The sequence below is a fragment of the Labedella phragmitis genome, from assembly GCF_004078635.1.
In the GTDB taxonomy this organism is placed as follows: domain Bacteria; phylum Actinomycetota; class Actinomycetes; order Actinomycetales; family Microbacteriaceae; genus Labedella; species Labedella phragmitis.
This window is the reverse complement of sequence record NZ_RZNB01000001.1, coordinates 231,814-251,554: the sequence shown is the minus strand read 5'-3', so window position 1 is coordinate 251,554 and position 19,741 is coordinate 231,814. Positions and strand designations below refer to the sequence as shown.

The following is a 19,741-nucleotide window of genomic DNA, read 5'->3' as shown; positions in this document are numbered from 1 at the left end:
TCTGTTGCCGGGGTGGTCGGGTGACCGTCTGGTTCGGGGAGGGACGGCGCGCTGTTCTGCCGTCCGCGGTGCGAATCGTTGAAACGCTTCGACGATCGCTGAGGCCACCATACGTGACGATTCTCGCGAGCACAACACATATGTGGATTGGGACAACAAACGCGTGTCCCGGTAGCCTGGCGAGCGGTTCGACGACGAAGGGGACCAGCATGTACACCGACCTCACGGGCGACGCGTTGCTCGCGTTCACGAGCAGCGTTCGCGAGCCGCACGACTTCGACGCCTTCTGGGCGGAGACGGTCGAGCGGGCTCGAGCCGCGGCCGCTCCGCCGCGGTTGGAGCGGATCGACGCCGGGCTCGCGACCATCGACGTGTTCGACGTGACGTTCACAGGGTTCGACGGCCAGCCGATCCGCGCCTGGCTTCGGACGCCGGCGGGTGCGGAAGGGCCGCTTCCCGCCGTCGTCGAGTTCATCGGCTACGGCGGCGGTCGCGGTCGGCCGACGGAGAACCTCTTCTGGGCCTCGGCCGGGTTCGCCCATCTCTACATGGACACGCGCGGCCAGGGGTCGACGTGGAGTCGCGGCGACACCGCCGACCCTGTCGGCGCCGGGCCGCACTACCCCGGCTTCCTCACCCGCGGGATCGAGAGCCGGGAGTCGCTCTACTACGTCCGCCTCATCACCGACGCCGTCCGCGCGGTCGACACCGCGCTCGAGCTCGACGTCGTCGACCCGGAACGGCTCGCGGTGTACGGGGGCAGCCAGGGCGGCGCGCTCACGATCGCGGCCGCCGCGCTCCACCACGGGGTCAAGGCCGCTGCGCCGAACGTGCCGTTCCTCTGCGACATCGAGCGGGCGTCGGGCATCACCGACGCGTACCCGTATCGAGAGATCGCCGACTATCTCGCCGTGCACCGCGACGGCATCGAGCGGGCGCTCGACGTGCTCGCCTACGTCGATGGTGTGAACTTCGCGAAGCGGGCGACCGCGCCCGCCCGTTTCTCCGCGGCCCTCATGGATCCGATTTGCCCTCCCAGCACGGTCACGGCGGCGCGCAACGCCTGGGCCGCCCCGACCGAACTCGCCATCTGGCGTTACAACGGACACGAGGGCGGTGGCCCGGTCGACGCCGAGGAGGCCGCGGCGTTCTTCCGCCGCATCCTCGGCTGACCCGCACCCACCTCACCCCCCTGAAAATCCCCTCTGTGCACGCGATTCCACGCACAGAGGGGATATTCAGGGTGGTCAGAGTTCGGCGCGGGCGATGACGCCGTCGAAGACGAGCTCGGCGGCTCCGACGAGGAGGAGGTCCGAGCCGAGCTCGGCGCGCACGACCGTGACGCTCTCCCACGACGGCACGAGCGTGTTCTCCGCGAGCAGGTCGAGGAAGTAGTCGGTCTCGAAGTCGAACAGCACCCCGAGGAAGCCGCCCAGCACGACCTTCTCCGGGTTCAGGATGTTGATCATGTTGCGGACGCCGACGCTCAGCACGCCGAGCTGCCGGTGCACCTCCGCCCGCACCTCCGGTCGCTCGTCGGCGAGCAGCGCGTCCTCGAGCTCGTCGAGGCTCGCGCTGCGCAAGCCGAGGACCGACAGCAGCCGGTTCTGACTCACACTCGCCTCGAGCTCCCCATCCGTCGCCTCGGAATCCGTCGGCGCGGCGACGCGGTTGTGCCCGAACTCACCCGCGTAGCCCTCGGCGCCACCGACGAGTTCGCCGTTGACGATGATCCCGCCGCCGATGCCGCTCGGACCGCCGTTCATGTAGAGCATGTGCGACGCGTCGGCGGCTGCGCCGAAGGTGTTCTCGGCTCGAGCACCGAGGTTCGCATCGTTCGCCGCGAACACGGGGTAGCCGGTCGCCTCCTCCAGGAGCGCGCCGAGCGGCTCGTCGCGCCAACCGAGGTGCGGAGCCCAGCGCACGAAGCCGTCGACCGCGCGGACGAGTCCCGGTACCGCTACGCCGATGCCCGCGATCCGGTACTCCGGTTCCAACCCGTCGCGCATGCCCTCGAAGAGCGCCCGCGCGATCACGACGGCCTCGCGCACCGACGGGATCGACTCGGTCTCGAACCGGACGCGGCGGATCACCTGGCGGTCGAACGACACGAGGCCGATCGTCACGGCGTCGACCTCGGGAACGAGGGCGACCGCGAGCACGTGGGGAGACGCCTGCACGACGGGGCTCGGCCGACCCACCTGCTTCGTCGACCGCGGCTCGACCTCCACGGCGAGGCCCCGCTCCACGAGTTCGCCGACGAGGCCCGAGATGGTCGACCGGTTGAGCCCGGTCTCGCGCGTCAGCTCGGCTCGCGACGCCGGGCCCGAGCGGTGCACGCGCCGGAGGATCGCCGACAGGTTCATCGAGGGTCCACGTTCGGTCGGAGCAGCCCGCGCAGCGTCGTCTCGTGGGCTGATCGACATCGGCGGGCTTCTCCTAGCGCGTGCGGGGGATGCTCGGGGCCGGCCCCCTACATCCGTGGTCCCCTCCGCTTGCTGATGACATCGAGAGCGACGGCCAGAAGGAGCACGAAGCCCTTGATGACCTGTTGCCACGCCGAGTCGACGGAGAGGATCGAGAGTCCCATGTTGAGGACACCCATGATCATCGCACCGATCACCGCTCCGATCACGGTCCCCACACCACCTGTGACGGCGGCACCGCCGATGAAGGCCGCGGCGATCGCGTCGAGTTCGTACATGTTCCCGGCCGACGCGACCGCACCGCCTGCTCGCGCCGCGGTGACGATTCCGGCGAGCGCCGCGAGCACGCCCATGTTGACGAAGATGAAGAAGTTGACCCACTGCGTCTTCACACCGCTCATCTGCGCAGCGAAGAGGTTGCCGCCCATCGCGTAGACGTGACGACCGAACACCGTGCGCTTGAGCACGAACGTGTACAGCAGGATCAGCACCGACAGGATGATGAGGATGATCGGCAGCCCACGGTGCGCCGACAGCAGCCACGCGAAGAACAGCACCGCGACGCTCGTGAGCACGAGTCGCAGTACGAGGATTCCGCCCTGCTCGACCGGGAGTCCGAGCGAGAGCTGCTTGCGACGGGCGCGCCACTGTGACGCGGCGAACGCGATCACGACGACGATCGCGGCGATGAGCGTGATGACGTCGTGGCCGCCGAGCATCGTGCCGAAGGGCTGAGGGAGCGTCCCCTTGCCGATCGCGACGAAGCCCTCCGGCAGGGCGTTGATCGTGCCGCCCGTGAGGAGGACGAGCGTGAGACCGCGGAACAGGAGCATGCCGGCGAGCGTCACGATGAACGCCGGTATGCCCACGAAGGCGATCCAGAAGCCCTGCCACACCCCCACGAGCGCGCCCACGAGGAGGCCGACGACGACGGCGCCCCACCACGGAAGGTCCCACTGCACGATCGCGATCGCCGTGATCGCACCGACGAGGGCGACGACCGAGCCGACGGACAGGTCGATGTGTCCGGCGATGATCACGATCACCATGCCGACGGCGAGGATCAGGACGTACGCGTTCTGCTGGATGAGGTTGTTGATGTTGGCGGGCAGCAGGAGCTTCCCGCCCGTGAGCACCTGGAAGAGGATCACGATGATCGCGAGCGCTCCGAGGATGCCGTACTGGCGGAGGTCGACGCGCAAACGCAGTCGGCGTCCCCCTGAGGCGGGCTTCTGCGCCGTTGTGGTCGTCATCGGACGTCGTCCTTTCCTGCGGTCATGAAGTGCATGAGTGTCTCTTGGTCGGCGTCGGCCCTCGAGACCTCGCCTGTGATGCGCCCCTCGGAGATGGCGTAGATGCGGTCGGAGAGCCCGATGAGCTCCGGGAGCTCCGACGAGATGACGATGACGGCCTTGCCTTGCGCCGCGAGTTGGTTGATGAGGCCGTAGATCTCGTACTTGGCGCCGACGTCGATGCCACGCGTCGGCTCGTCGAGGATGAGTACGTCGGGGTGCGTGTGCAGCCACTTGCTGAGCACGACCTTCTGCTGGTTCCCGCCGGAGAGCCGCCCCGTCAGGGTCGCGACCGAGGGGGTCTTGATGTTCATCGATGTGCGGTAGCCCTCGGCGACCTGGTACTCCTGCAGTCCGTCGACGATGCCCCACTTCGCGAGGCGGCTCACGGCCGCCGCCGAGATGTTGACGCGGATGTCGCCGATCAGGTTGAGGCCGTACCGCTTGCGGTCCTCGGTCGTGTAGGCGATGCCGTTGCGGATCGACTCGTCGATCGTGCGCGTCGAGATCTTCTCCCCGTCTTTGAAGACGGTGCCCGAGATCCCGACGCCGTAGCTGCGCCCGAAGATGCTCATGGCGAGCTCGGTGCGCCCCGCGCCCATGAGGCCGGCGAACCCGACGATCTCGCCCGCGCGCACGGAGAAGCTCACGTCGTCGATCACGAGCCGCGACGGGTCGACGGGGTGGTGCACGGTCCAGTTCTCCACGCGGAACTTCTCCTCCCCGATGTCCGGAGCGCGCGGCGGGAACATGCTGCTGAGTTCGCGGCCGACCATCGCGCGGATGATGCGCCCTTCGTTCGCGTCGGGCTCCGCCATGTCGATCGTCTCGATCGTGCTGCCGTCGCGGATGACGGTGACGCGGTCGGCGACCCGACGGATCTCCTTGAGCTTGTGGGAGATGATGATGCTCGTGATGCCCTGATCCTTCAGCTGGTCGATCAGGCCGAGCAGGTGCTCCGAGTCCTCGTCGTTGAGAGCCGCCGTCGGCTCGTCGAGGATCAGCAGCTTCACGCGCTTCGCGAGCGCCTTGGCGATCTCCACGAGTTGCTGCTTGCCCACCCCGATGTCCTGGACCCGCGTCGCAGGGTTCTCATCGAGCCCGACCCGCTCGAGAAGGAGCGCGGCCTCCTTGTTGGTGCGGTCCCAGTCGATGACGCCGCGCGACTGGATCTCGTTGCCGAGGAAGATGTTCTCGGCGATCGAGAGGTAGGGACTGAGAGCGAGTTCCTGGTGGATGATGACGATGCCGTCGCGCTCGCTGTCGTTGATCGAGCGGTACTGGACCTCGTGTCCGTCGAAGTCGATCCGCCCCGAGTAGCTGCCGTGCGGGTAGACGCCGCTCAACACCTTCATGAGCGTCGACTTGCCCGCGCCGTTCTCTCCGCAGATGCCGTGCACCTCGCCACGACGGACGTCGACGCTCACCCCGGAGAGGGCCGGGATCCCGTTGAACTCCTTCACGATGTCGGTCATCGTGAGGATCGTGGTGTCGTCCACGGACGTCACCCCTTTCGTGTGGTGGCGCGGCGATCCGGGGCGACGCGAACGCCGCCCCGGATCATCCCGGGATCAGAGTCCGACGTCTCCTGCGGTGAGGAAGCCGGAGTCGATGAGCTTCGACTGCACGTCGTCCTTGACCACGACCTCCGGCGTCAGGAGGTACGACGGCACGACCTTCTCGCCGTTGTCGTAGGTCTCCTCGTCGTTGACCTCGGGGTCGTCGCCGGCCTTGAGCGCCTCGATCATCGAGAACACCTGCTCGCCGAGCTTGCGGGTGTCCTTCCAGACCGTCATCGACTGCTTGTCGGCGAGGAGGTTGATGACGCTCGCCTTGTCGGCGTCCTGTCCCGTGAGGAGCGGCCAGTCGGTGCCCGGCGTGTAGCCGGAGGACGCGAGCGCCTCGGCGATGCCCTGAGCGAGACTGTCGTTCGGGGAGAGGACCACGTCGACCTGGTCGTCCGTGTAGAAGGTGGCGAGACGGTTCTCCATCTCGTCCTGCGCCCCGGCGCTCTCCCAGCCCTGGATGCCGATGGATGCCCAGTCGTCGTTCGACGCGGGCTCCTTGCCCGACTTCACGACGAGCTTGCCCTCGTCGATGTACGGCTTCAGGACGTCCCAGGCACCGGAGAAGAAGAACTTCGCGTTGTTGTCATCGGGGCTGCCGGCGAAGGGCTCGAGGTTGAACGGACCCTCCTCGTTGTCGAGGTCGAGCTGGTCGACGATGTACTGGCCCTGCAGCTGACCGACGAGGTAGTTGTCGAACGTCGCGTAATAGTCGACGTTCTCGGTGCCGTTGATGAGGCGGTCGTAGGCGATCACCGTGATGCCCTCGTCGGCGGCGTCCTGCAGCACGGGCGCGAGGACGGAGCCGTCGATCGCCGCGATGACGAGAACGTCGGCTCCCGAGGCGATCTGATTCTGGATCTGGCTGATCTGGGTGTCGGTGTCGTTCTCCGCGTACTGGAGATCCGTCGTGTAGCCGGCGTCGTCGAGGTTCGCCTTCAACTGCTCGCCGTCGTTGATCCACCGCTCGAGTTCACGCGTGGGCATCGAGATCCCGACGCTCTCGATCTCGGCGGCTTCGCCTCCTCCGCCTCCCGCCCCGGATTCGGCCGGGGCGTCGCACGCGGCGAGCCCGATGATGAGGCCTCCGGCGAGTGTCAGGCCGAGCAACTTCTTCGTTACGGACATCGGTGTCATTTCCTCTCTGAAATGTGACCGGCAACTCGGGAATCCGCTTCGGTGCGGTTCCGTGTAAGTTGCCTGGGTCAACATATAGCACCGGAGAACCGGCTCACCTAGCGCTCGGTCGAAAGGGCGTCGAAATCGAGACCTCCGCGTGACCTTCGCCGCTCGAACTCTCCGACCCCGAGCTTTGACACACACGAGCGTCGAGGATATGTTGTGACTGACTACTTATCACCAATGACGTTGAGAAACGGAACCACCATGTCCCTCACCCCCACGCCCGCCGACCGATTCTCCTTCGGTCTCTGGACCATCGGCTACACGGGTGCGGACCCGTTCGGCGGCCCCACTCGTGAAGCCCTCGACGTCGTCCGCGGCGTCGAGAAGCTCGCGGAGCTCGGCGCTTACGGCCTCACCTTCCACGATGACGACCTCTTCGCCTTCGGCTCGTCCGACGCCGAGCGTCAGACGCAGATCGACCGCTTGAAGAAGGTCCTCGCCGACACCGGCCTCGTCGTCCCCATGGTCACGACCAACCTCTTCTCCGCGCCCGTCTTCAAGGACGGCGGTTTCACGTCGAACGACCGCGCCGTCCGCCGCTTCGCCCTCCGCAAGGTGCTCCGCAACATCGACCTCGCCGCCGAGCTCGGTGCGAAGACGTTCGTCATGTGGGGCGGCCGCGAGGGCGCCGAGTACGACGCCGCGAAGGACATCCAGGCCGCGCTCGAGCGCTACCGCGAGGCCGTCAACCTCCTCGGCGACTACGTCACCGACAAGGGCTACGACATCCGCTTCGCGATCGAGCCGAAGCCGAACGAGCCCCGCGGCGACATCCTGCTCCCGACGCTCGGCCACGCGATCGCGTTCATCGACACGCTCGAACGCCCTGAGCTCGTCGGTGTGAACCCCGAGGTCGGTCACGAGCAGATGGCGGGACTCAACTTCACGGCGGGCATCGCCCAGGCGCTCTACCAGGGCAAGCTCTTCCACATCGACCTCAACGGTCAGCGCGGCATCAAGTACGACCAGGACCTCGTCTTCGGCCACGGCGACCTTCAGAACGCGTTCTCGCTCGTCGACCTGCTCGAGCACGGCGGCGTGAACGGCGGACCCGCGTACGACGGTCCCCGCCACTTCGACTACAAGCCGAGCCGCACCGAGGACGACAAGGGCGTCTGGGAGTCCGCCGCCGCGAACATGCGGATGTACCTGCTCCTCAAGGAGCGCGCCCAGGCCTTCCGCGCGGACCCCGAGGTCCAGGAGGCGCTCGAGGCCGCTCGCGTCGCCGAGCTGAGCACCCCGACCCTCGGAGAGGGCGAGTCGTACGACGACGTCCTCGCGGACCGCTCGGCCTACGAGGACTTCGACGCCGACGCGTACTTCCACGGCAAGGGCTTCGGCTTCGTCCGCCTGCAGCAGCTCGCGCTCGAGCACCTCATGGGCGCCCGCGGCTGACGTCGTTCTCACCCGGGACCCGATCCCACGGTCCCTGAACCTGTCGAAGGGTCTCGAGCTCCCGAGAGCGAGAGACGCTTCGACAGGCTCAGCGACCGAGACGGGCGCGGACAACAGGTCGGCCCACTACCCTTGCGCTGGGACCGGCGACGAGCGCCTCCCACGAACACGAGACAGGACATCCCATGCTGGTAGCCGGCATCGACTCGAGCACGCAGAGCTGCAAGGTCGTCATCCGCGATGCGGAGACCGGAGCGCTCGTCCGCGATGGGCGCGCGAGCCATCCGGACGGCACGGAGGTCGACCCCGCTGCATGGTGGACGGCCCTCGGTGACGCCGCCGCCGCGGCCGGCGGACTCGACGACGTGGCCGCCGTCGCGGTCGCCGGCCAGCAGCACGGAATGGTCGCCCTCGACGCCGACGGACGCGTCATCCGCGACGCCCTGCTCTGGAACGACACCCGCAGCGCGGCAGCGGCGCGCGATCTCATCGCCGAATTCGGGGCCGACGAGCTCGTCGCCCGCTCCGGTCTCGTGCCCGTCGCCTCCTTCACGATCACGAAGCTGCGCTGGCTGCGCGACGCCGAGCCCGAGAACGCCGCACGCGTCGCCGCCGTCGCCCTCCCGCACGACTGGCTCAGCTGGCGTCTCCGCGGATTCGGTCCCGCCGACGAGAGCGAGCTCGGTCCCGCGCTCGAGGAGCTCACGACCGACCGCTCGGACGCCTCGGGCACCGGTTACTGGTCGCCGACGACGGGGGAGTACGACCGCGAGCTGCTCACCGCCGCCCTCGGCCACGACGCGATCCTCCCGCGCGTGCTCGGCCCGTCCGAGTCGGCCGGGCGCACGCCGGCCGGTGCCCTCGTGGGCGCGGGAGCCGGCGACAACGCGGGCGCAGCGCTCGGTCTCTCCGCCGGTCCCGGCGACGTCGTCGTGTCGATCGGCACGTCGGGCACCGTCTTCTCGGTGTCCGACGCACCCGTCCGCGACACCACCGGAACGGTCGCCGGGTTCGCCGACGCCACCGGTCGCTTCCTCCCGCTCTCCGCGACGCTCAACGCCGCGCGAGTCATCGACACGGTCGCCGCCGTCCTGGGCGTCGACTTCGACGAACTCGCACGAATCGCTCTCGAGGCCGAGCCAGGTGTCGGGGGCCTCGTGCTGCAGCCCTACTTCGACGGTGAGCGGACCCCCGATCTCCCCGACGCGACGGCGACGCTGTTCGGGATGACGCGGACGACCTTCACCCGCCCGGGCCTCGCCCGCGCCGCGATCGAGGGCATGCTGTGCGGACTCGCCGACGGTCTCGACGCGCACCGCGCGCTCGGCGTCGACGCCTCCCGGGTTCTCCTGATCGGGGGAGCGGCGATGAACCCCGCCGTCCGTGCGATCGCCGCGACGATCTTCGACGTCCCCATCAGCGTGCCGGCGCCGGGGGAGTACGTCGCGAACGGAGCGGCGCGTCAGGCGGCGTGGGTCGCCCTCGGCGCCCTGCCGGAGTGGGGCGTCGACACGGTCGCTGAGCTCGCGGCCGGGCCGGTGGCCGTCGTCCGCGAGCAGTACGCCGCGCGCCGCGCCTGACGTTTCACCGTCGCCGACCTCGTCGAGAGGCGAGTCACCGCGGCGCGCGAGCCGTCACGGCGGTCGCGTCGCGATCCTCGTCCCGACGGACGTCGGCGGCGAACCCCTGATCGGCGAAGAGCGCCCTCGTGCGTTCGGCCTGCCGTTCGCTCGTCTCGATCACGAGGAACCCGCCCGGCACCAGCCACTCGGCGGCCTCGGCGGCGACGCGTCGATGCACGTCGAGGCCGTCGTACCCGCCGTCGAGGGCGACGGTGGCTTCGAAGTTCCGCGCCTCGGATGGCATGAACGTGATCTCCGCCGTCGGGACGTACGGAGCGTTGACGACGAGGACGTCGAGACGACCGCGCGATGCGCTCGGGAGCGCCGCGAACAAATCGCCGAGGAAGACCCGGTCGGCGTCGAGGTTGCGCCGAGCACACGCGACGGCGGCGGGATCGATGTCCGCCGCGGCGACGTTCGTGCTCGCACCTTCGGCGCATACGGCCGCGGCAAGCGCGCCGGCCCCGCAGCACAGGTCGACGACGACCGAGGAGGAACGCACCTCCGCGAGCGCGAGGTCGACGAGGAACTCCGTGCGCCGTCTCGGGACGAAGACCCCGTCATCGACGGCGATCCGAAGACCGCGGAACTCCGACCACCCGAGGACGTACTCGAGCGGCGTCCCTGAGACACGTCGGTCGACGAGCTCCGTGAGTCCCCCGACGTCGGTCGCCGCTTCTCGGAGGAGCCGCGCCTCGTCCTCCGCGAAGACGCAACCGGCCGAGCGCAGTCGCACGACGATCGCCTGCTCATCCACGTCGCTCGGATACACGAGCACACGCTACCGTGTGGCCCCCGGGGGGTGCCGCTACCGCGCGCGCCGCTCCACGAGCGACGGCTCGGCCGCGGAGGCAGCGACGTCGCTGAGGGCGGTGAGCACCGAGCGGACCGTCGTTCGTGCGAGGGCATCAGGTCGCGCGAGGACGTCGACGTGCCGCACGAGGGGAGCACCAGCGACGGGCCGGAGGACCATGCCGTCCACGGCGAGCGGCGCCGCGGTCGTCCGCGGCATCACGGCGATCGCCGCGCCCGTCCGCACCACGCTCGCAGCGACGGAGAACTCGTTGATGCGGTGATCGATCCGGGGCGCCTCGCCGACGAGGGCACCGAGATGATCGAGGACCCCAGCGAGCGGGAAGCCCTCGTGCGTCGAGATCCATCGCTCGCCGCGCAGATCGTCCGGCCGGATCTCCGCCCGACCGGCCAGAGGATGATCGGCGTGCACCGCTATGTCGAGCGGCTCCGCGAGGAGCGGCGTCACGACGAGTCGTTCCGACGGCCACTCCGGGTGGTGCGGGAGCCGGTGGGCGAGCACGATGTCGTAGTCGGCCGTGAGTCCCGCGAACCGGTCCTGCGCGACATCCGCGTCGGCGAGGGAGACGCGCGGGCCTCCGCTCAGTCGAGCGAGGAGTGGCCCGAAGAAGGCGAGCCCGGCGCTGTGGAAGGCGGCGACGCTCACCGGACGATCGTCGTGGTCGAGGAAAGAGCCGACGGCGTCCCACGCCTCGGCGAGCGCCTCCTCGACGCGCGTCCCTGCGACGGCGAGGGCCTCACCGGCATCCGTGAGCACCAATCGTCGCCCGCGCTTCACCGTGAGCGGAACCGGCACGGCCGCCTGAAGCGCGGCGAGCTGCTGCGAGACGGCCGACGCGCTGACGTGCATGGCCAGGGCGACGGCCGCGACGCTGCCCCGATCGCCGAGCTCTCTGAGCAATCGGAGACGCGCCGGATCCATAAGTTGACCTTACGCGTCGGTCAAGATGATGCCCATTGTTCTTTCGGGTAGCGCTCCGGCACAGTGGCGCTATGGCTCGCCGTTCCCGTCCCGATCTCATCGTCGATCTGCTCCTCCTCGGAGTCGCGGCCGTGTGGGGGGCGAGTTTCCTCGCCGCGAAGGATCTCGCGGCTGAGACCGGCGTCCCAGCGGCGGTCGCACTGCGTTTCCTCGTCGCAGCTGCCGCGACGTGCGTCCTGTGCCTCGCTCGCCGGGAACGACTGCCCCGGGGTCGAGGCCTCGTGATCGCTGCCGGGCTCGGATTCTCACAAGCCGCGATCATCGGTCTCGAGACGTGGGGCGTGCACCTGACCTCGGCGACGAACGCCGGCCTGCTCATCAGCCTCGCGCTCGTCATGACGCCCGTCCTCGAGGGCGTCGCCTCGCGCGCCTGGCTGCCGCGCTCCTACTTCATCGCCGCCGTGGCAGCCGTGGTGGGCGTCGCCCTGCTCGTCTCCGATGGCGGCCTCCGAGCGCCGACCGCCGGTGATGCGCTCGTCATCGCGGCGGCCGTCGTGCGAGCCGTGCACGTGACGGCGAGCGGTCACCTCACACGCGGCCGCACGGAGAGCTCCCTCGGTGTCGTGCTCGTGCAGATGCTCGTCTGTGCGGCGACGTTCTCACTGCTGGCGGGGCCGGCGCTCCCGGCGGCCGCCCTGCGACTCGACGCGGGCGGCTGGTTCGACGTCCTCTTCCTCGGTGTGCTGTGTTCGCTCTTCGCCTTCGTCGTGCAGCTGTGGGCCGTGCGGCGGACGTCCGCCTCCCGAGCCAGCATTCTCATGGGCACGGAGCCCGTGTGGGCGCTTCTGGCGGGCATCGTGATCGCCCGCGAGGTCATCGGGCCGGTCGGCGTCGGCGGCGCGGTTCTCATCATCGCGGCGAGCTACGCCGGGCAGGCCATCGAGCGTCGCCATCGGGAGGCCGCCGCGGAACCGGCTCCCGTTCCCGCTTCGGAGCCATCACCGGTCTGAGCCGATTCCGTCAACCGGCGTCGCGGGTGACGTCCTTCGGTGACTTGTCCGTGCGGAGACCGCGCCAGACGGGGTGTCGCAACCGGCCGGTCTGCGTCCACTCGCTGAAAGTGACTTCGCCGACGAGGTCTGCGCGGACCCAGTTCGCGTCGTTGGCGTCGGGCCGCGGCACGTCGACGGTCGGCGTCTTCCGCGCTCGCGAGTCGAGGAGCGAGCGGATACGTCGCCGGTGATTCTCCGTGAACCCGGTGCCCACGCGCCCCGCGTACTCGAGCTCACCGTCATCGCCCGGTACCGCCACGAGGAGGGAACCCACCGAGTCGGCGAGGGAGTTGTTGCCGGGGCGCCACCCGATGATGACGACCTCTTGCGTGCGCTCGTGGGGGAGCTTGATCCAGTCTCTCGATCGTCGGCCCGGCCGGTAGGGAGAATCCGTCCGCTTGGCGACGACGCCTTCCAGACCGAGTCGTCTCGACGTGGACACCGCCGATTCGACGTCACCCTCGAAGGCCGGCGGGACCTGCACACGCGAGCGACCCGACGTCGTGCCCGTGCGGACGGTCGCGAGCTCCTCGAGCAGTGCACGTCGCTCCGAATACGGTTCACGGGACACGTCGCGGCCCTCGCTCTCGAGCACGTCGAAGACCATGACGTCGGCCTCGATCTGCGCAGCAGCTCGTGCGACGTCCGCCTCCTTCGTGAGGCCGAGCCGGTTCTGCAACCGACCGAAATCCGGTCGGCCCTTGGTGAGCGCGACGATCTCGGCGTCGAGGACCGCGTCGCCGGGGAACGCCTCGGCGAGCGCCGCCGCCACATCGGGGAAGGTCACGGTGAGGTCGATGCCGTTGCGCGAACCGAGGCGTACCTCGCCGTCCTCGATGCGCGCGAGGCAGCGGATGCCGTCCCACTTCATCTCGAAGGCCCAGTCGCCATCGCTCACATCGGAGGTCGTGCCGCGCGTCGCGAGCATCGGCTCGGGCAGGCGCGCGGAGGACCGCGACGAGCCTCCGACCGTTCGCCGGGCCGCCGGTGCTACTGGGAGGTCAGGGGAGGCGTCCGCTCCCGACCCGTCGGTCGCCTGCTTCCCGTCGGTCACCTGCTTCCGTCCCGTCGCCCGCTTCCCTCCTCCCGCGACATCGCGCGCCTCACCCTCCTCCGCGGTGTACGTACCCTCGAGTTCCATGCGGTGCATGAGCCAGTTCTTCGCATCGTCGCCACGACCGGTGTGGATGAGCGCGATCTTCGCCTTCTCGCGCAGTCCACCGCCCTCGCGGCCCGTGAGGGTGACGATGATCTCGTTCTCCCGCCACTTCTCGGTCTCGTAGGTGCCCGCGTCCCAGATCGTCACGGTCCCGGCGCCGTACTCGCCCTTCGGGATACTGCCCTCGAAGGTTGCGTAGTCGAGGGGGTGGTCCTCCGTCTGCACCGCGAGCCGGTTCTTCTCTCCGAGCCCGGGGGTACCCTTCGGCACGGCCCACGACACGAGCACGCCGTTGCGCTCGAGACGGAAGTCGTGGTGGTGGCGACGCGCGTAGTGGTCTTGGATCACGAACGTGTCGTCATTCCCCTGCGCCGGCGTCTCCTCCGGGACGGGCTCCGGGGTCTTGGACGCGTCGCGTTTCGAGCGGTACACCGTGAGCCGGTCCGCATCATCGATCGCCGCGCCGTCCTCGTCGAGGATCACGGCGAGCGGATCGTCCCGCTTCTCCATACGGGTGAGCACTGCCGTGTAGTCGAGGTGACCGAGGTCGGGGTCGTCGAGCTCCTCCCACGACCGCGGCACCGCGACCGTCGGGTGCGACCGCCCTCGGAGGGAGTACGGCGCGATCGTCGTCTTCGCGCCGCTGTTCTGGCTCCAGTCGACGAGCACCTTCCCCTCGCGCTTCGACTTCTTCATGTCGCTCACAACGAGACCGGGCATGTCCGCCTCGAGGACCCGCGCGAGCTCGTGTGCGACGTCCGACACGCGCTCCGACGTCTGCGTCCCGTCGAGACGCGCATAGAGGTGGATCCCCTTGCTGCCGCTCGTCACGGGCATGGGGGTGAGTCCCATCCCCTCGAGGATGACGCGCGCGCTCCGAGCGACCTCGACGCACTCCGGCAGGCCTGCTCCCGGCCCCGGATCGAGGTCGAGGACGAGGCGGTCCGGATTCCGTCGGGCTCCACGACCGTCCACGCGCCACTGCGGCACGTGGACCTCGAGGCTCGCCATCTGCGCGAGCCACACGAGGGTCGGCAGGTCGTTCACGAGCGGATAGGTGTTGTGGTGGTCGCTGTGCTCGATGTCGACGCGCGCGATCCAGTCCGGCGTCGACGCGTCGAGGTTCTTCTGGAAGAACACCTCGCCCGGATCGTCCGCCGTGCCGACTCCGTGGACCCAGCGCTTCCGCGTCGCCGGCCGGTTCTGCGTGTACGGCAGCAGGTACGGCGCGATCGCCGAGTAGTAGCCGATCACGTCGGCCTTCGTCGTTCCCGTCTCGGGGTACAGCACCTTGTCGAGGTTCGTGAGCCGAACGCGACGCCCCTGGATCTCGACGAGTTGCGTTCCCGCCGACCCCGTCGATCTCCTCGTTGCCATGCCCCACAGTAGGCTTTCGGCCGCACGGACCGTCAACCCCTCGGTATTTCGGCCCCCATCGGTGTTTACTGTCTTCATGAGGTCCATCTGGAAGGGCTCGATCACGTTCGGCCTCGTGAACGTGCCCGTGAAGCTGTACTCGGCGACGGAGGACCACGACGTCTCCCTCCACCAGGTGCACGACGAGGACGGCGGCCGGATCCGCTACGAACGGCACTGCGAGATCTGCGGCGAGAAGGTCGCGTACGAGCACATCGACAAGGCGTACGACGACGGCGAGCACACGGTCATCCTGACGAAGCACGACATCTCGAGCCTCCCCGAGGAGCGCAGCAAGGAGATCGACGTCGTCGAGTTCGTGCCGACGGACCAGATCGATCCGCTCATGTTCGACCGCAGCTACTACCTCGAGCCCGACTCGAAGTCGACCAAGTCGTACGTGCTGCTCCGGCGAACGCTCGAGGCAACCGAGCGCACCGCGATCGTTCAGTTCGCGCTCCGCAGCAAGACCCGCCTCGCGGCGCTGCGGGTGCGCGACGACGTGCTCGTGCTCCAGACGCTCCTCTGGGATGACGAGGTGCGGGAGGCGGCGTTCCCCTCCCTCGACGCCGACGTGCGCATCCAGAAGCGCGAACTCGACATGGCCGGGCAGCTCGTCGCGTCGTTCGAGTCGGACTTCGACCCCTCGAAGTTCACCGACGAGTATCAGCAGCAGTTGCGCACCCTCATCCAGGCGAAGATCGAGCAGGGCGACACCGTCGACACCGACGCGACGTTCGGCAAGACGGAGGACGACGACGGGGACGGCGAGGTCATCGACCTCATGGAAGCGCTGAAGCGCAGCGTCGAGTCGACGCGGAAGAAGACCACGACCGAGTCGAAGACGAAGAGCAAGAAGGGCGCGTAGCCGGGCGTGGAATGCGCGGGCAGCGGTCCTGGTTGCGCCCCTCATGACCTCAACCGCTCCCGCACGGACCGACCGCATGCCGCTCACGATCTGGCTCATCGCCGGCGGCATCTTCGCGATGGTGACGAGCGAATTCATGGCCGCGGGTCTCCTCCCCGCGATCGCGCCCGACGTCGGCGTCCCGATCGGCCAGGCGGCGCTCCTCATCTCGGGCTTCGCCGCCGGCCAGGTCATCGGTGCCTGGCTCATCGGGATGCCCCTCGCCCGCTTCGGTCCCCGGTGGATCCTCGCCGGACTCATGGTCGTGTTCGCGATCGCGCAGACGATCGGCACACTCTCGCCCTGGCCCGCGATGCTCGCACTCCGTTTCGTCTCGGGAGCGGCGATGTCGGCGTTCTTCGCAACCGCTCTGTCCGTTTCCGTGCGCATCGTGCCCGACCGGTTGCAGTCGCGCGCGACCGCGGCCATCTTCACCGGCGTCACCGTCGGCACGACCCTCGGTCTTCCGCTCGCGACGCTCGCTGGTCGGCTGCTCGAGTGGCGCTGGGCGTTCCACCTCGACACGATCCTCGTTCTCGTCGCGGCCGCCGCGATCGTCTCCGCCATGCCGCGCCTGGCGGGAGTCGCTCCGCTGCCGTTCCGCGAGATGCTGCGCCCCCTGCGTGACGCGCGGTTGTGGGTGCTGTTCGGGACGGCGGGTCTCGCGATCGGAGCCACCCTCGCGGGGTTCGGCTTCTTCAGCACGATCCTCGAGCGCGTGACCGGTGTCGACCCGACCGTCGTTCCGTGGCTGCTCGCCCTCTACGGATTGGCATCGGTGGTCGGCAATACGGTCGTCGGCCGCTTGACACCCCGCGGCCCGACGCTCGTCGTCGCGATCGGCCTCGTCGTGCTCACCGCCGGCCTGCTCGCGTTCTGGCTCGCGCCGACGTCCGTCCCGGTCGTCCTGCTCGCCCTCGTCGTCATCGGGGTGACCGGCGTCTCGCTCAACCCCGCACACACGGCGCGCGTGGTCGAGCGCGGCGGTTCCGGGCCGGCCGTCACATCGATGCTCCCGACGATCGTGACCGGTGGGATCCTGCTCGGGACCGCGCTCGGGGGAGTGGCCGCCGATGCGTTCGGCGTGTTGTCCCCTCTGCTGCTCGGCGCGGTGATGTCGCTCCTCGCGCTCGGCTCGCTCCTCCCCGAGCTCTTGGCCCGCCGCAGTCGGACGGTGCCGGCCGGCATCACCGAATCGACGCCGGTCTGCCCCGCAGCTTGACCCGCTTCGCCGACCTCCCGGCGGCCGCCGTCACGCCTCCGCGCTACTCGACCTCGTCGGCGTCGACGGGCAGCGCCTCGTGGTGACGGAGGCCGTGCGTGCGACGGTCCTCCTTCATCTCGGCTTCGAAGAGATGCCGCTTACCGTTCGCGAGCTGCTCGCGCGCCGCGCGCTCCAGGTCCCGGAACGTGGCGTAGTAGCCGTCGTCGTAGTCCTCGACGATCTGGAAGGTCCAGCGGCCCTCGATGACGTTCCGACCGACGAGCTCACGATCGACGGTGTCGGCGAGCTCGTCGTGGCCCGCCTCTCGAAGCATCTCGACGGCCTCGCCGAGAGCGAGATCGGCTTTACCCGTCAGTCGATGGAAGCCGTAGAGGAACCCGCGCGCCTGCTCGACGACCTCGAGAGCCTCCGAGAGCTTCCCGAGCGCCTCGACCGTCGTGTCGTCGACGCCCTCCGGCCGGACGTGCGCGGCATCAGGACCATCGTGTTGAGAAGTAGCCATGTCCTCATCCTGCAAGCGGCGGACCATCTGTGGGAGGGGTCGACGCACCAGGCGTCGGTGTGTCAGTCGAGAAGCGCACGAGCCTCTTCCCGGCCGCGGCCCCCGCGGCATCCCGAGCGGAAACACCGGCAAGCGCTGTCACCAGGTGTATAACGACCGGGTTGCGGGTCTCGGTCGGATCGATGTCGCAGGGCATGATGGACGCATGCGTGTCGTCGTCGCCCCCGACTCCTTCAAGGGCACGGCGAGCGCCGATCGTGTCGCTGCCGCCGTCGCTGAGGGCTGGCGCCGCGAGCGCCCCACCGACGACGTCGTGCTCGCACCTCTCGCCGACGGCGGTGAGGGTACGGTCGAGAGCTTCGCGGTCGCTCACCCGGGCGGGGTCCGCCACGATGTCGAGGTCGATGGCCCCGAGGGACCGGCCACCAGCACATGGCTCGAGCTCGCGGACGGCACGGCCGTCGTCGAGCTCGCGTCCGCATCCGGCATCGAGCTCTGGGGCACCGATCAGCCCTTCCTCGCCAGCACCTACGGGCTCGGCGAGGTGATCGCCGACGCACTCGACTCCGGTGCGACGCGGCTCCTCGTGGGAATCGGCAGCAGCGCGTCGACGGACGGCGGAGCCGGAATGCTCGCCGCTCTCGGCGCGCGGCTCGTCGACGCGGACGGCGACGCGATCGGTCCCGGCAACGCCGGCCTCGCCGAGGCGGCCGTCCTCGACCTGTCCACGCTGCGCCCGCCGCCACCGGGAGGCGTGGTCGTGCTGTGTGACGTGTCCAACCCCCTCCTCGGCCCCAGCGGGGCCGCTGCCGTCTTCGGACCGCAGAAGGGGGCCGAGGCCGACGACATCCCGCTCCTCGACGACAACCTCGCCCATCTCGCATCACTCGGCAGCGTCGATCCCTCGACGCCCGGGGCCGGCGCCGCAGGGGGAACGGGGTGGGCTCTCCTCGAGTGGGGAGCCGTCATCGTGTCGGGTGCCGCAGCCCTCGGTCGGGAACTCGGCCTGCCGGACCTCGCCGCGTCCGCCGACCTCGTCGTCACCGGCGAGGGGCGCTTCGACGCGCAGACGGCATCCGGGAAGGCGCCGGCCTACGTGGCCGCTCTCGCCCCGGGGCGCGCGATGCTCGTCGCGGGGACGATCGAGGCCGACGTATCCGCTTTCATGGCCACGGTGGACCTCGTCGATCTGGTCGGTCGCGAACGCGCATTCGAGGACACGCTCGATGCACTCGGTGAGGCGGGCGCTGAGCTCGCACGCCTCGTGATCGAAGGGATGGGATCATGACGGACGAGGACACCGTGAGATCGCGGACATCGACGACCCTGTTCCTGTCGACGCTCATCAGCGGGTTCCTGCTCGTCGCCGGACCGGTCACCGGCTGGTACGTCCCACCGGTTCTCGCCGCCGTGGCGTTCATGGTCTTCTTCGCCCTGTTCATCCGATCAGGAGCACGCGGCCTCCGACGCTGACGGCGCGGGTCAGGCTCCGACGGTGAAGTGGGTCACGATCCACTCGCGGTCGACGAGGAACTGGTCGTCCTCCGGATAGAACCGGGCACGGTCGATCTCGTCGCCGGCGAAGGCGCGGATCGCGTCGAAGGACTCCCAGTAGGAGACGGTCACAATCGTGGAGCGACCGTCCTCGTGGTCCCGCGACATGATGTACGCGCCGAGGTTGCCGGGCGTCTCACGGTAGCCGGCCATGCCGGACCGGTCCATGTACGCGATGTACTCGTCCTTGTTCCGTGTCTCGACCCAGCCGTGCCACAGTCTGACGACGCTGCCGACGGGTGGCGTGGATCGTGCGGTCGGTTCACTCATGGGAATCAGCCTCCGCACTCAGTGGACCACGGATGCCACCCCCCGACAACCGCCTTGAGGGTGAGACGTAGCCGTGCGACACGGGGAGCGCACCGAGCCGGCGCGACCCGATGGCGACCGACAGGCGACGCACGAGCGCGGGCCCGACCAGGCCGTGAATCGCAGATCGATCCGATCGTGGATCGTCCGGGCAGTGAAGACTGTGGAGCCTGGGAGAATCGAACTCCCGACATCCTGCTTGCAAAGCAGGCGCTCTACCAACTGAGCTAAGGCCCCGTGCTCACCAGGGTTTGATCCTGATGAGCGGAGTGGGGATACGAGGACTTGAACCTCGGACCTCTTCATTATCAGTGAAGCGCTCTAACCGCCTGAGCTATATCCCCGTGGGTGGACCGAAGTAGAGATTACCCGAATTAGTCGGCTAATCCCAATCGGG

17 protein-coding genes and 2 tRNA genes are annotated in these 19,741 nt (G+C 69.0%); 8 read left to right on the top strand and 11 right to left on the bottom strand.

All coding sequences use genetic code 11. From position 1 onward, the window contains the following. The first annotated feature begins 209 nt into the window (after positions 1 to 209). Entirely contained in the window at positions 210 to 1,172 is a 963-nt protein-coding gene (locus tag ELQ90_RS01280) for an acetylxylan esterase (RefSeq protein ID WP_128493453.1), read from the top strand. A 75-nt stretch (positions 1,173 to 1,247) separates the two neighbouring features. Here the strand turns inward: ELQ90_RS01280 and ELQ90_RS01275 are convergent, their stop codons facing one another. The 4 genes from ELQ90_RS01275 to chvE form a co-directional block, all read right to left on the bottom strand. Then, complete coding sequence (locus ELQ90_RS01275) at positions 1,248 to 2,366, bottom strand: ROK family transcriptional regulator (protein WP_128494088.1); 1,119 nt, start codon at positions 2,364 to 2,366, stop codon at positions 1,248 to 1,250. 107 nt (positions 2,367 to 2,473) lie between these two features. Beyond that, the gene (gene mmsB / locus ELQ90_RS01270; protein WP_128493452.1) at positions 2,474 to 3,679 is read right to left on the bottom strand and encodes a multiple monosaccharide ABC transporter permease; all 1,206 of its coding nucleotides are present in this window, start codon (positions 3,677 to 3,679) and stop codon (positions 2,474 to 2,476) included. Continuing rightward, a complete protein-coding gene (mmsA, locus tag ELQ90_RS01265) occupies positions 3,676 to 5,193 on the bottom strand; it encodes a multiple monosaccharide ABC transporter ATP-binding protein (RefSeq protein ID WP_128494087.1) in 1,518 nt (505 codons plus the stop codon). The genes mmsB and mmsA overlap by 4 nt, the downstream gene beginning before the upstream one ends. A gap of 96 nt (positions 5,194 to 5,289) precedes the next feature. Further along, positions 5,290 to 6,411 carry a multiple monosaccharide ABC transporter substrate-binding protein gene (gene chvE, locus ELQ90_RS01260; RefSeq protein ID WP_128493451.1) on the bottom strand — a complete coding sequence of 374 codons (1,122 nt, stop codon included), beginning with the start codon at positions 6,409 to 6,411 and terminating at the stop codon, positions 5,290 to 5,292. A gap of 258 nt (positions 6,412 to 6,669) precedes the next feature. On the opposite strand from chvE, the gene xylA reads away from it, so the two are divergent. Together xylA and ELQ90_RS01250 are read left to right on the top strand one after the other, a co-directional pair. Further along, entirely contained in the window at positions 6,670 to 7,863 is a 1,194-nt protein-coding gene (gene xylA / locus ELQ90_RS01255) for a xylose isomerase (protein WP_128493450.1), read from the top strand. A gap of 185 nt (positions 7,864 to 8,048) precedes the next feature. Continuing rightward, on the top strand, positions 8,049 to 9,443 hold the full coding sequence (locus tag ELQ90_RS01250) for a xylulokinase (RefSeq protein WP_128493449.1): 1,395 nt from the start codon (positions 8,049 to 8,051) through the stop codon (positions 9,441 to 9,443). Positions 9,444 to 9,477: 34 nt separating this feature from the next. Here ELQ90_RS01250 and ELQ90_RS01245 read toward each other — a convergent pair whose 3' ends face one another. Together ELQ90_RS01245 and ELQ90_RS01240 are read right to left on the bottom strand one after the other, a co-directional pair. After that, positions 9,478 to 10,257 (bottom strand): putative protein N(5)-glutamine methyltransferase, encoded by a 780-nt coding sequence (locus tag ELQ90_RS01245; protein WP_243695951.1) that lies wholly within the window; start codon positions 10,255 to 10,257, stop codon positions 9,478 to 9,480. A 36-nt stretch (positions 10,258 to 10,293) separates the two neighbouring features. Beyond that, a complete protein-coding gene (locus tag ELQ90_RS01240) occupies positions 10,294 to 11,220 on the bottom strand; it encodes a LysR family transcriptional regulator (protein ID WP_128493448.1) in 927 nt (308 codons plus the stop codon). A 71-nt stretch (positions 11,221 to 11,291) separates the two neighbouring features. On the opposite strand from ELQ90_RS01240, the gene ELQ90_RS01235 reads away from it, so the two are divergent. Further along, the gene (locus tag ELQ90_RS01235; RefSeq protein ID WP_128493447.1) at positions 11,292 to 12,230 is read left to right on the top strand and encodes a DMT family transporter; all 939 of its coding nucleotides are present in this window, start codon (positions 11,292 to 11,294) and stop codon (positions 12,228 to 12,230) included. Positions 12,231 to 12,240: 10 nt separating this feature from the next. Here the strand turns inward: ELQ90_RS01235 and ELQ90_RS01230 are convergent, their stop codons facing one another. Further along, positions 12,241 to 14,808, bottom strand: a complete 2,568-nt coding sequence (locus ELQ90_RS01230; RefSeq protein WP_128493446.1) for an ATP-dependent DNA ligase — start codon at positions 14,806 to 14,808, stop codon at positions 12,241 to 12,243. 76 nt (positions 14,809 to 14,884) lie between these two features. Here ELQ90_RS01230 and ku point away from each other — a divergent pair, with 76 nt between their 5' ends. Further along, the gene (gene ku / locus ELQ90_RS01225) at positions 14,885 to 15,715 is read left to right on the top strand and encodes a non-homologous end joining protein Ku (RefSeq protein WP_128493445.1); all 831 of its coding nucleotides are present in this window, start codon (positions 14,885 to 14,887) and stop codon (positions 15,713 to 15,715) included. A gap of 76 nt (positions 15,716 to 15,791) precedes the next feature. Next, entirely contained in the window at positions 15,792 to 16,976 is a 1,185-nt protein-coding gene (locus ELQ90_RS01220) for an MFS transporter (protein ID WP_166408758.1), read from the top strand. Positions 16,977 to 17,019: 43 nt separating this feature from the next. Here the strand turns inward: ELQ90_RS01220 and ELQ90_RS01215 are convergent, their stop codons facing one another. Next, positions 17,020 to 17,481, bottom strand: a complete 462-nt coding sequence (locus tag ELQ90_RS01215; protein ID WP_128493443.1) for a hypothetical protein — start codon at positions 17,479 to 17,481, stop codon at positions 17,020 to 17,022. Between the two features lie 205 nt (positions 17,482 to 17,686). Here ELQ90_RS01215 and ELQ90_RS01210 point away from each other — a divergent pair, with 205 nt between their 5' ends. Both ELQ90_RS01210 and ELQ90_RS01205 read left to right on the top strand, forming a co-directional pair. Further along, positions 17,687 to 18,769 carry a glycerate kinase gene (locus tag ELQ90_RS01210; protein WP_128493442.1) on the top strand — a complete coding sequence of 361 codons (1,083 nt, stop codon included), beginning with the start codon at positions 17,687 to 17,689 and terminating at the stop codon, positions 18,767 to 18,769. Beyond that, a complete protein-coding gene (locus tag ELQ90_RS01205) occupies positions 18,766 to 18,954 on the top strand; it encodes a hypothetical protein (RefSeq protein ID WP_128493441.1) in 189 nt (62 codons plus the stop codon). Before ELQ90_RS01210 ends, ELQ90_RS01205 begins: the two co-directional genes overlap by 4 nt. Positions 18,955 to 18,963: 9 nt before the next feature. Here the strand turns inward: ELQ90_RS01205 and ELQ90_RS01200 are convergent, their stop codons facing one another. From ELQ90_RS01200 to ELQ90_RS01190, 3 genes are all read right to left on the bottom strand, one after another. Next, complete coding sequence (locus ELQ90_RS01200; protein WP_243695950.1) at positions 18,964 to 19,305, bottom strand: DUF4188 domain-containing protein; 342 nt, start codon at positions 19,303 to 19,305, stop codon at positions 18,964 to 18,966. 203 nt (positions 19,306 to 19,508) lie between these two features. Then, positions 19,509 to 19,581, bottom strand: a tRNA-Ala gene (locus tag ELQ90_RS01195). 33 nt (positions 19,582 to 19,614) lie between these two features. After that, positions 19,615 to 19,688 (bottom strand) — tRNA-Ile (locus ELQ90_RS01190). Positions 19,689 to 19,741: the final 53 nt, after the last annotated feature.